We start from the raw sequence: 12,011 nt of genomic DNA, 5'->3' as shown, positions 1-12,011 counted from the left end.
TAAAAGAGCCGTCTTTATAGTTGATTTATTAACTGAAAAAATTCAGGGAGGATAAAAAATGTCTAAAATAACTTTTCTCGGTGCAGGAAGCACCGTTTTTGCCAAAAACGTTCTTGGTGATTGTATGCTTGTTCCTGCGTTGGAGGGTTTTGAGTTCGCCCTATTCGATATCGATGAACAACGTTTAAGAGATTCCGAGAATATGTTAAGAAATTTGAAAGAAAGCTTGAATAAAAATATTCAGATTAAAGCTTATACCAATCGTAAGGAAGCTCTTAAGGACGCAAAATACGTCATTAATGCCATTCAGGTAGGCGGCTATAGGCCGAGCACGGTGATAGATTTTGAAATTCCGAAAAAATACGGTTTACGGCAGACAATTGCCGATACAGTTGGCATTGGCGGAATCTTTCGGAGTCTTCGAACCATTCCAGTCATGCTTGATTTTGCAAATGACATGGAAGAGGTATGCCCTGATGCCCTCTTCTTAAATTATACAAACCCTATGGCTGTTTTAACCGGTGTTATGAATCGTTACACCAATATTAAAACAATCGGCTTGTGCCACAGTGTTCAAGTTTGCACTAAAGAACTATTAAATTCATTGGGCATGGATCCGGAAGGGGTTCAAGAAAAGATTGCCGGAATTAACCATATGGCCTGGCTATTAGAAGTGAAAAGAAATGGTGTGGATCTTTATCCTGAAATTAAAAGAAGGGCGAAGGAAAAGCAAAAAACAAAGCATAGCGATATGGTACGATTTGAGTTAATGGATAAGTTTGGCTATTATGTAACGGAATCTTCTGAACATAACGCGGAATATCATCCATACTTTATCAAATCCAAATACCCGGAACTGATTGAGAACTACAATATTCCACTTGATGAATATCTCGTCGTTGTGAAGCGCAAATAAAGAACTGGGAAACCATGAGAGAAGAGCTAGTAAATAATAAGACATTGGAACATGTTCGTTCTAAAGAATATGGTTCAAGAATAATCGAGGCCGTCGAGACAAATATTCCATTCAAATTTGGCGGTAATATCCTAAATACAGGACGACTCATTAGCAATCTACCTGAAAAAGCTTGCGTAGAAGTTCCTTGTATAGCCGATCGAAGCGGTATCACCCCAACGTTTGTCGGAGACCTTCCAGAGCAGCTCGCCGCTTTAAACCGTACCAATATTAATACTCAGTTATTAACAATAGAAGCTGCCATTACACGGAAGCGGGAGTATATTTACCAAGCTGCCTTGCTCGATCCACATACGGCTGCGGAATTGTCGATCGACGATATTGTGTCGCTGGTTGATGATTTAATTGACGCCCATGGAGAATGGATTCCAGTATTTCAAAAGGAAGAAAAGATAGGATTAACCATATGAGTTGTTAATGTAAATAGAAAAAAGGCACTTGATTATTTTCAAGTGTCTTCATTATGGACTTAAATAAAACAGAATTTTCGTTTATAAACAGAAGAGGTCGAAACTATACAGAATTTCCTCCCAATTAACCGTCAAAGGGATAATTCTTGATAGTAAAAGTACCACTTTTGGATTCAGGACTATTTCCGTGCCCGAAAAACGGTTTTATGTCAACGGACGGACCGTGAAGCTCAATAAAAAGGGGGATTAGAGTGGAAATTTGGAAGGATTATAAATTAGGTGATATGATCGCCCGTTATGTTAGAGATGATCAAACTGGCCAACTTGGATTGGTGTTGTTGCCGGAATCTATGATATCTCGTTTCTGTAATAAGAAATATAATGTGGATTCATTAGTGCAACTCAAGTTGATTGGCGATTCATATCCGGGTGGATTTTCTCATGGATATACGATGCGCAATAGCGGAAGTGTGGAAGCGCTAATATTTGATGAGCAGTACAAGATAGAACAGGATGATAGCTTAACGGTTGTTTCAGTATGGCGTCACCCGAGTTCCTGCAGGGTAGAACACCATCTAACCTGGAATCCGGGTTACCAAGCTTTAGAAAGTTCAACGGTCATTCGGAACGAAGGAGTAAGTCCCATCACGTTGGAAATGCTATCTTCCTTCTCAATGACTGGACTCACCCCTTTTTCTGAGGGGGACGCTCCTGAATCATTGATCCTCCATCGTATCCTCAGTTCATGGAGTGCAGAAGGACGTTTGGCTTCCAGTAAAATTGAAGACTTACACCTTGAGCCTGCTTGGGCTCCTTATGGTGTACGATGTCTGCGTTTCGGGCAAGTTGGATCCATGCCAGTTCGGGGGTATTTTCCAACCGCATTCGTGGAGGACCACCGAGCCGGTGTTTCATGGGGGATTCAGATTGCCCATCCTGCATCATGGCAGATTGAGGTTTATCGTAAGGATGCGGCGCTTTCGCTGTCAGGCGGATTGGCAGACAGAGAATTTGGGCATTGGACCAAGCGCATTGAACCCGGAGAAACATTCCAAACACCCTTTGCTTATTTAACTACGGTCACAGGTGGCATTGATTGTGCGGCTGGCCGTTTGACCGAGATTCAGAACCGCCCCCATCTACATGGTCCAGCTGTGGAAGAGGATTTACCTATTATCTTTAATGAGTATTGTACAACATGGGGGTCACCTTCGGCGTCGAATCTGAACGCTATTGCAGAACGGATCAATGGCAAGGGAATAAGTTATCTTGTTATTGATTGCGGATGGTACAAAAAAGAAGGAACCAACTGGGGTAACATTATGGGTGATTGGGAAGTGAGCACCAGCGATTTTCCAGAAGGTCTGGATAAAACAATTGATCATATAAGAGAATGCGGCCTGATTCCTGGGATTTGGTTTGAAATGGAGGTGTGTGGTTCCGAATCCGCAGCGTTTCAAATGGTTGACCATCTGTTAAAACGGGATGGTTTGCCTATTACAAGTGGGAATCGGCGATTTTGGGATTTTCGCAATCCGTCCGTCATTAGCTATTTGAAGGAGAAAGTTATCTCATTTTTGAAATACTATGGCTTCGGATATTTGAAAGTCGATTATAATGATAATTTAGGTATTGGATGTGATGGAGCGGAATCACTTGGAGAAGGATTGCGCCAGCAAATGGAGGCAGTCCAGGGGTTTTTCAGGCTGATTAAACAAGAAATACCCGATATTGTGATTGAAAATTGCGCTTCTGGCGGTCACCGATTGGAGCCTTCCATGCTTGCACTGACGAGTATGTCATCATTTTCAGACGCTCATGAATGCAGGGAAATACCAATTATTGCTGCGAATCTTCATCGAGTCATGCTTCCAAGGCAAAGTCAAATCTGGGCCGTTCTTAGGAAGGATGACTCCTTGCAGCACATGGTTTATTCCCTAGCAAGTACGATGCTGGGAAGGATGTGTTTGTCCGGTGACATTCACGAGTTAAACGAGGAACAGTGGGGAATTGTGGATAAGGCGATGGCCTTCTACAAACTTGCTGCTCCAATTATTAAGGATGGTACAACATACCGATATGGAAATACGGTACACAGTTATCGTCATCCAAAGGGTTGGCAAGGAATCATGCGCACAACTAAAGACAGATCGCAGATTCTGGTAATCCTACACACGTTTGAGGATAACGTGCGGGAGAGTATAGAGTTGCCTCTTCCTACGTCTGGACAGTACGAGATTACTCATGTGTTCTCGGATCAGAGCATTCCTGTCAAAGTAAGAGCAGACCACGTTTCATGTCGTTTGGAAAAACCATATTCAGCAGTTTGCATTCTTCTTCAAAAGAGTTTATAGACTTGTTTTCTGTACCATTTTCATAAATTGCGATTGTGAAGGAACTCACCCGTTGTCAAGAAGCAAATGGCGGGGAATGGATAGCCGCCTTTCCAGAAACATTCATGGATCGCATCGCAGCCGGGAGGAAGGTTTGGGCTCCCCAGTACACCTTCCACAAGATTTTTATGGGGTGGGTTGTATGATGTATACAGGCTCATGAATTTGCAGGAAGCACTATCAATCTCCATCCGTTTCACAGATGCTTATTAAGCTTTCTCTATATACATTAGCCGGAAATTCTCCGCCTATGAATAATAACAGAGCCATATTAAAAAAATTATCGGAATCGAGTGTGATTATTATGCTAAAAGGAATCCCATCAATAATTTCGCCGGATTTAATGAAGGCATTAATGGCAATGGGCCATGGAGATGAGATTGTTTTGGCAGATGGCCACTTCCCAGCTGCCAGCCTCGCCAATCAGCTCATTCGTTGTGATGGACATGGAATACCGGACCTATTGGAAGCAATCCTAGAGTTTTTCCCTCTTGATACGTATGTAGACCATCCGGTTGCGTTAATGGCTGTTGTACCTGGCGATTCGATTCAGCCAACCATTTGGGAAGAGTACGAAGGAATAGTTGAAAAACATTCGGGAAAGTCCATTCCCTTTGAATATATCGATCGGTTTGCTTTTTATGAACGGACAAAAAAGTCATTTGTCGTCGTGGCCGCAAGTGAAAAAGCCCAATATGCAAATATTATTTTGAAAAAAGGGATTGTTTTATAGTTTAATAGGCAAAAGTTCAATTCATAATTGTTTTTTATCAATCATGTCATCTTCAAATACCTAGATTTCATTAATCAACAGTTAATAGGAGAGAAATCAAATATGAAGCTACGATATAATAGGCCGGCTAAATCGTGGAACGAAGCACTTCCAATTGGGAATGGACGTCTTGGTGCCATGATTTTTGGCGGAATAGAGAAGGAACATTTGCAATTAAATGAGGATACCTTATGGTCAGGAGCTCCCAAAGATTTTAATAATCCAAAGGCAAAAGAACTGCTTCCCGAGGTCCGCAGACTGATATTTGATGGGAAGTATACAGAAGCAGATCAATTATGTAGGGAGATGATGGGTCCCTACACGCAATCCTATATGCCGTTTGGCGATTTGTACCTGCAATTTAATCATGGAGAAACTGTTCATTCATTTGAGCGGAGTCTAGATTTGAAAACAGGCACCGCCCTTGTGGAATATAGGATTGGTGATGTGCACTATACACGTGAAATGTTCGCCTCCTTTCCGGATCAAATTATCGCCATTCGACTTAAGACCAGTAAACCCGGCTGTTTGAATTTTTCAGTAAGTCTGGGGAGTTCATTGAAATTTAAGACTGCTCCCGATCAAAATCAGTTTGTCCTTAACGGCAACTGCCCGGAACATGTTGATCCTTCTTATTATTATACTGATCATCCTATCGTATATGGAGACCCGGAGTCGACGGATGCCATGAAATTTGAAGGGCGCGTAAGTGCAAATGCGGCAGATGGTTCAGTTCATATTGATCATAATGGCCTTCACGTAACTGCAGCCACCACCGTAACACTATATTTCAGTGCAGCGACAAGTTTTAACGGCTATGATAAATCTCCAGGCAAAGAGGGGAAAAATCCTTCTTTAGCAGCAAAGTCACTTTTGGAGGCATCCATTTCAAAATCATTTGAAGAATTAGAACATTCCCATATTGAAGACTATAAGTCATTATTTGAGCGTGTTGAACTGGATTTGGGACCCGCAGTTGCACCGGAAAACTTGCCAACAGATCAATGGATATTGAAATATGGCGCAAATGATCCAAAGCTCGTGGAATTATTGTTTCATTATGGCCGCTACTTAATGATTGCAAGCTCAAGGCCAGGTTCACAGCCGGCCAATCTTCAAGGGATATGGAATCGTGAGGTTCGGCCGCCTTGGAGCAGCAACTTCACGATAAATATTAATACGGAGATGAATTATTGGCCTGCAGAAACATGTAATCTTTCCGAATGCCATGAACCTCTCTTGGACTATATTGAAGAATTGGCCGAAAACGGCAAGGAGACGGCTTCTGTGAATTACAGATGCAGAGGTTGGACATCCCATCATAATGCAGATTTATGGCGTCAAAGCGCTCCGGTTGGGGATTATGGACATGGAGATCCAGTATGGGCTTTCTGGCCTTTGGGAGGAGTATGGTTAACTCAGCATTTGTGGGAGCATTTTGCTTTTGGGAAGAATATTTCCTACCTTCGGGAAAAGGCCTATCCAATTATGAAAGAGGCGGCCCTTTTCTGCCTGGATTGGCTGATTGAAGACGGGAATGGAAATTTGGTTACAGCTCCCTCCACTTCGCCGGAACACAAATTTGTGACACCAGAAGGAAAGCTGGCCGCGGTCAGTTTGGCAACCACAATGGACATGTCTTTGATTTGGGATTTATTCACCAATTGTATCGAGGCCTCTGAAGTATTGGAAATGGATGAAGAGTTTCGCAATGAAATAATAGCAGCACGTGAAAAATTATACCCAATGCAAATCGGCCGATATGGACAGCTTCAAGAATGGGCATATGATTGGGAAGATGAAGATAAGAACCACCGTCATGTTTCGCATCTTTTTGGAATTTATCCTGGACGACAGCTTACCGATTCGGAAGGAAATGAATGGTTTCATGCTGCCAGGAGATCTCTTGAAAGAAGAGGAGATGACGGTACAGGATGGAGCTTGGCTTGGAAAATTTGTTTGTGGGCCCGATTTAAAGATGGTGATAAAGCTCATAAGTTAATTTCCAATCTCCTTCAGCTCGTGAAAGAGGAGGATACCAATTATCATAAGGGCGGCGTTTATGCAAATCTTTTTGATGCACATCCTCCATTTCAAATTGATGGGAATTTTGGATTTACAGCGGGACTTGCCGAAATGCTGGTACAGTCACATACCGACAAAATCCAATTGCTACCCGCTCTACCTTCTGTCTGGTCAAATGGTTATGTTAAGGGGTTACGGGCCCGTGGAGGATTTAAAATAAATCTTAAGTGGAAAAACAATGAATTGGAGAGTGCCGAAATATACTCCCATTTAGGCGGACCTTGCCATTTGGTACTCGGACCATCAATAGAAGTAACTGTAGATGGACAAATCATTCCTGTTGAAAAAACGACTACTACCAGGATTTCATTCGATACACAAGCGGGTAAAAATTATACGATTAAAAGATTTTAATCTATTAAATGCATAGGAATCGCTTGAACAATTCTGAGCGTTTAAAATTAATAGGAAAGGCAAATATGATCATTTGAAAAAATGATTGTATTGCTTTTTTTTGGAGGATAATGATTATTTAAAATATTTGAAACTAGTTGACTAGTTTGATTGGTGGTGTTATATTTTTGTTACCGATAACCTAATAATAAAAATATGAATATTATTTCTTTAGTTTCATTCCAAAAACAGTTAAATAAAAGGGGATAATTATGGCAGATAAAACTTTTGTCTCAAATATGGAAGGGATCGTCATGCATCCTATAGATAATGTTGTGACCGTTCTTAGAGATATAAAAAAGGGTGAACAGATTAGCTTTCTGGTACAGACAGAAATATACAAAATTAAGTGTATACAAGATTTAAATTTTGGCCATAAAATGGCTTTTAAAACCATTCAAATTGGTGAAACCGTTTACAAGTATGGGGAGTCGATTGGAAGAGCCACTGAAGATATTTTGACTGGTGAACATGTTCATGTACATAATATTGAGGGAATTCGTGGAAGAGGCGATAAACAAAATGGCAAGGAGAATGTTCAATGGTAATGATTAGGGGTTATCGCCGTCCTGACGGAAAAGTAGGGATTAGAAATCATTTACTTTTACTACCAACAGTCATTTGTGCGAATCAAGTAGTAAACCGAATTGAACAGAAAGTCCCAGATAGTGTGGCAATACCACACCAACATGGTTGCAGTCAGGTTGGAATGGATAAAGAGCAAACACATAATGTATTAGTTGGAATGGGGAAAAATCCAAATGTTGGAGCGGTATTAATTGTAAGTTTGGGCTGTGAAGTAATGGACCCTGTTAGGATAAAAAAGGAAATAGAAGAAACGGGTAAGCCTGTTGAGTGGATCGATATCCAAGAGGTGGGTGGATCGATAAAAGCGATTGAAAAGGGTACTGAAATAGCCCGGAAATTATCGATCGCACTTCAACAAATGGAAGATGAGCCTGTTCCGTTGTCAGAACTGATTGTAGGAGTGAAATGTGGCGGATCGGACTCCACTTCTGGTCTCTGCAGTAATCCAGCACTCGGTAAAGGGGCCGACCAAATTATTGAACATGGCGGCACCATTGTGATGGGTGAAACAACTGAAATTATTGGGGCTGAACACCTTCTTGCAGAACGAGCCGTCTCAAAAGAAGTCGAAAGAAAACTATATCATGTTATAGAACGCTTTGAAAAAGAAATTAATCGTATTGGTGAAGATATGAGAGGAGGAAATCCCAGCCCAGGGAATATTGCTGGCGGTCTATCGAGTATTGAGGAAAAGTCACTGGGCTGTATCAGTAAGGCGGGAAGCTCACCATTACTAGATGTTTTCGATTATGCTGCGCCAGTACCAAATAAAAAGGGTTTTTATTTTATGGATTCCCCAGGTAATGATATTGAACTTGTATCAGGTATGGCTGCATCCGGAGTCCAGCTTGTATGTTTTACTACCGGGCGGGGGACACCCACGGGAAACCCTATCGTACCGGTAATTAAAATTTGTGGAAATGGAACGATGGCTAAGAGAATGGCGGATAACATCGACATTGATGTAAGTCCAGTGCTTAAAGGCTCTAAAACCTTAGAAGACGCAGGAAATGAAATTTTTACGGAAATCATTGAGGTGGCCTCCGGTAAGTTAACGAAAGCTGAAATACTAGGCCATCGTGAATTTAGTATTAACCGAATTGGCATAAGTCTTTAAGAATAAGGGGGATTGGATATGGCTCGCTTAACTGGAAAAGTAGCACTTGTGACAGGCGGAAGCAGGGGGATTGGTGCAGCAATAGTCATTCGTTTGGCAGAAGAAGGAGCAGATGTGGCGATTAATTATGCATCCGAAAACTCGAAAGAAAAGGCTTTAGACATTAAAAGACAGGTAGAGGAACTGGGCCAGCGGGCGATGATTGTCCAAGCGGATGTCGGCCATAAGCAACAAGTAGATGAAATGATAGATTTAGTTTCAGTTGCATTAGGCGAGATTGATATTCTTGTCAATAACGCCGGTATTGCTCCATTTGAACCATTTATGAAGTTAACAGAAGAGACTTGGGATCGAACTTATAATACAAATGTTAAATCAATATTCCTCACTTCACAGAAAGTTGCTTCGAAAATGATTGAAAGAAGATATGGGAAAATCATCAATATCACTTCAACGGCAAGTCTGGTTGTAACTAGTCCTGTTATTCCGCATTATATTTCATCAAAGGCAGCAGCACACCAATTAACCAAAGCGTTAGCGATAGAATTAGGGAAATATAACATCAATGTTAATTCTGTAGGACCAAGTACTGTTGATACAGACATGTGCACAGAATACTTGGCTAATCCAGCAATCTATCAAAAAGAAGTCGATGCAAATCCGATGAAGCGTTTAGGTACTGCCAGACAAATAGGTGATGCGGTTGTCTTTTTAGCGTCTGATGAAGCTCTTCAAATCAATGGACATCTTCTAATGGTAGATGGAGGATTGACCGTAAAGGCAGCACAACCCGAAGACCATATGGAGCATTAATACATTGTGTAAATCCTTTCAGATAAAGAGGTGTATAGATGAGACTAAAAAATAAAGTTTGTTTAATTACTGGGTCCGGATCAGGGATTGGAAAAGAAACCGCTCTTTTATTTGCAAAAGAAGGTGCGCATGTTGTTGTCAATGATTTCAACGAGAAATCAGGGCAAGAAACGGTTAGACAAATTTGTGAGAATAATGGGGAAGCTATTTTTATTCAAGCAGATGTTACCAATCCCGAGAATGTTATGGTAATGGTTGACCAGGTGATTGATTATTATGGGCGAATTGACGTTTTGTTCAATAATGCCGGAATCAGCGGTGTTGGTCAGCTGCATGATATTGATTTAGAAGCATGGAATAGAGTAATGAACGTAAATATCAATGGTGTATTTTTGGTGACAAAATATGTAGTGCCCCACATGATGAACCAAAAAGCTGGATCCATTATTAATATGTCTTCATGTATCGCAGAAATGGGACTTGCTAACAGGGCATCCTACGCAACAACAAAAGGGGCGATATTAGCCCTAACAAAATCAATCCAAGTGGATTATGCAAAATATAATATCCGCGTAAATGCTCTGATGCCGGGAACCATTTTTACACCCTTTGTCGAAGATTATCTATCCAAAGATCCAAATCCTGAGGAAGCAGTCCAATCTATAAAGCGCAGGCAATTGGGAGGAGATTTAGGAAAACCGATTGATGTTGCATTTGCAGCATTATACTTAGCTTCTGAAGAGTCGAAGTTTATGATGGGAACCCCATTTATGATTGACGGGGGAGTCGTTAACGGAAAGCTTGGATAATGTTTTTTACGGCCATATTATATTTAAATTGAAAGGTTGAGAATAAATGAAACTAGTAACTTTTAAACAAGGCAGTGAATACAAATTAGGTATAAAAATAACGGAAGGTATTATCGATATTGAAGCCGCACAAGGTGCCAACCCGGATAATACAGTCCCAACAAGCATAATGGAGGTGATACAGGGAGGTACTGAATCTCTGAAAGCTTTGCAGCTTTTTATAGAAGAAGTTAAGCATCAATCCGCTTATCTATTAAATGATGATGATGAGATTACCTGGGGACCATGTGTAACAGAGCCTAATAAAATTATATGTGTTGGTTTAAACTATCGTAAGCATGCGGATGAAACAAACGCGCCTTATCCAGAGGTTCCTATTCTTTTTAACAAATTTAATAATACATTAACAGGCCATAACTGTAATATCGCCATTCCAAAAGTCACAAATAAACTAGATTACGAAGTAGAGTTGGGTGTAGTAATTGGTAAAAGGGCAAAATACATATCACAAGAGGATGCCTTAGACTACGTTTTCGGTTACTGTACAGTCAATGACTTGTCTGCTCGAGACTTGCAGCTTCGTACACCTCAATGGCTGCTTGGCAAGAGCTGTGACGACTTTAGTCCAGTAGGCCCTTACTTGGTTTCAGCTGATGAAATAGACGACCCGCAAAATTTAAACTTAACAACCATTGTTAATGGAGAGATTCGCCAAAATTCTAATACCTCCGATATGATTTTTACTGTGGCTGAGATTATTAGTTATATTTCTCAACATATGACACTTGAACCTGGAGATTTGATTTTAACAGGAACCCCTGAAGGTGTTGTTTTAGGATACCCAGAGGACAAACAAAACTATCTGAAACCAGAAGATATTGTAATGGTTGAGATTGAGAAGTTAGGGGCACTTACTAATAGATTTGTTGAAGAAGTGATAGCCGCAAATCAAAAAAACCAGAAGAAAGAGATAGTGAAGGGATGATAGGAACAAGTTGTAATTAGCTGATTAGAAATTTGGATGTAATTGAAATCGAATACCCTGAAAAGAGGAAAATATTAAAGAGTTTTATATAAAGATGATCTTCATTTTATTTAAGGGAGATCATCTTTTATTTCAGTTTGACAAAGGGTTAAATGGAGTGGTAGATAATATGACAGCAGAAAACTGCGGGTTTTTAGGAAAAAGTCTTGCAAACGTTCGACTGGATGTTTCGGCAGCTGCTTATTCGAAGGTTCCTAAATCATGGAATGAAGATAATTACACTACCGATTTTAATAAGTTATATTACGTTATAGAAGGAGAGGGATACGTCAAAGTTAATGATCAAGTGTATTATCCTAAACCGGGTGAACTTTATTTACTTCCATCCGGGTCGATTCAATCTTATGGAACAATAAGTGATAATACATTTGAGAAGTATTGGTGTCATTTCACAGCTAAAATTGGGGATATTCATTTATTTCAACTCATGAAGACGTCAGTTTTTATAAAGTTACCTAAGTCTAAAATCGAAGATAAATGGCAGCAACTCATTTCAAATTGGAATAGTAATGAATTATCCAGTAATTTTAGGGTTCATTCTATTATTCTAGAAATCATTGCAATTTTTATTGAAGAAAGTCAACATATTCAATTCAAAATGGACAAATCC

General features: G+C 40.3%; 10 protein-coding genes and 1 pseudogene. All 11 read left to right on the top strand.

The genetic code is table 11. The features are described 5' to 3' along the window. Positions 1–58 precede the first annotated feature (58 nt). Positions 59–1,386, top strand: a pseudogene (locus V7266_RS04185) (alpha-glucosidase/alpha-galactosidase). A gap of 395 nt (positions 1,387–1,781) precedes the next feature. Next, entirely contained in the window at positions 1,782–3,740 is a 1,959-nt protein-coding gene (locus V7266_RS04180) for a glycoside hydrolase family 36 protein (protein WP_335466052.1), read from the top strand. Between the two features lie 35 nt (positions 3,741–3,775). Continuing rightward, a complete protein-coding gene (locus tag V7266_RS04175; RefSeq protein WP_335466050.1) occupies positions 3,776–3,925 on the top strand; it encodes a hypothetical protein in 150 nt (49 codons plus the stop codon). A 158-nt stretch (positions 3,926–4,083) separates the two neighbouring features. Continuing rightward, entirely contained in the window at positions 4,084–4,512 is a 429-nt protein-coding gene (gene fucU, locus V7266_RS04170) for an L-fucose mutarotase (RefSeq protein ID WP_335466110.1), read from the top strand. A gap of 102 nt (positions 4,513–4,614) precedes the next feature. After that, entirely contained in the window at positions 4,615–6,990 is a 2,376-nt protein-coding gene (locus V7266_RS04165; RefSeq protein ID WP_335466048.1) for a glycoside hydrolase family 95 protein, read from the top strand. Between the two features lie 251 nt (positions 6,991–7,241). Next, positions 7,242–7,577, top strand: coding sequence for a UxaA family hydrolase (locus V7266_RS04160; RefSeq protein WP_335466046.1), 336 nt, complete (start codon positions 7,242–7,244; stop codon positions 7,575–7,577). Next, the gene (locus tag V7266_RS04155) at positions 7,571–8,734 is read left to right on the top strand and encodes a UxaA family hydrolase (protein ID WP_335466044.1); all 1,164 of its coding nucleotides are present in this window, start codon (positions 7,571–7,573) and stop codon (positions 8,732–8,734) included. The genes V7266_RS04160 and V7266_RS04155 overlap by 7 nt, the downstream gene beginning before the upstream one ends. An 18-nt stretch (positions 8,735–8,752) precedes the next feature. Further along, complete coding sequence (locus tag V7266_RS04150) at positions 8,753–9,547, top strand: SDR family NAD(P)-dependent oxidoreductase (protein ID WP_335466042.1); 795 nt, start codon at positions 8,753–8,755, stop codon at positions 9,545–9,547. A 38-nt stretch (positions 9,548–9,585) separates the two neighbouring features. Next, positions 9,586–10,356: an SDR family NAD(P)-dependent oxidoreductase gene (locus tag V7266_RS04145; RefSeq protein ID WP_335466040.1), complete on the top strand. Its 771-nt coding sequence runs from the start codon at positions 9,586–9,588 to the stop codon at positions 10,354–10,356. 46 nt (positions 10,357–10,402) lie between these two features. Next, positions 10,403–11,341: a fumarylacetoacetate hydrolase family protein gene (locus V7266_RS04140; RefSeq protein ID WP_335466038.1), complete on the top strand. Its 939-nt coding sequence runs from the start codon at positions 10,403–10,405 to the stop codon at positions 11,339–11,341. A 169-nt stretch (positions 11,342–11,510) separates the two neighbouring features. Further along, positions 11,511–12,011 (top strand): AraC family ligand binding domain-containing protein (locus V7266_RS04135; RefSeq protein WP_335466036.1); only part of this gene is annotated, 501 nt, incomplete at its 3' end.

The sequence above is a fragment of the Neobacillus drentensis genome (assembly GCF_036965645.1).
GTDB lineage: Bacteria > Bacillota > Bacilli > Bacillales > Cytobacillaceae > Neobacillus > Neobacillus drentensis_D.
The sequence above is the reverse complement of the archived record's forward strand: the minus strand, read 5'-3'. Positions and strand labels throughout refer to the sequence as shown.

Excerpts from the sequence above, each read along its gene's own strand:
- fucU (WP_335466110.1), top strand. The coding sequence starts at position 4,084 with ATGCTAAAAGGAATCCCATCAATAATTTCGCCGGATTTAATGAAGGCA.
- V7266_RS04165 (WP_335466048.1), top strand. The coding sequence starts at position 4,615 with ATGAAGCTACGATATAATAGGCCGGCTAAATCGTGGAACGAAGCACTT.
- V7266_RS04160 (WP_335466046.1), top strand. The coding sequence starts at position 7,242 with ATGGCAGATAAAACTTTTGTCTCAAATATGGAAGGGATCGTCATGCAT.
- V7266_RS04155 (WP_335466044.1), top strand. The coding sequence starts at position 7,571 with ATGGTAATGATTAGGGGTTATCGCCGTCCTGACGGAAAAGTAGGGATT.
- V7266_RS04150 (WP_335466042.1), top strand. The coding sequence starts at position 8,753 with ATGGCTCGCTTAACTGGAAAAGTAGCACTTGTGACAGGCGGAAGCAGG.
- V7266_RS04145 (WP_335466040.1), top strand. The coding sequence starts at position 9,586 with ATGAGACTAAAAAATAAAGTTTGTTTAATTACTGGGTCCGGATCAGGG.
- V7266_RS04140 (WP_335466038.1), top strand. The coding sequence starts at position 10,403 with ATGAAACTAGTAACTTTTAAACAAGGCAGTGAATACAAATTAGGTATA.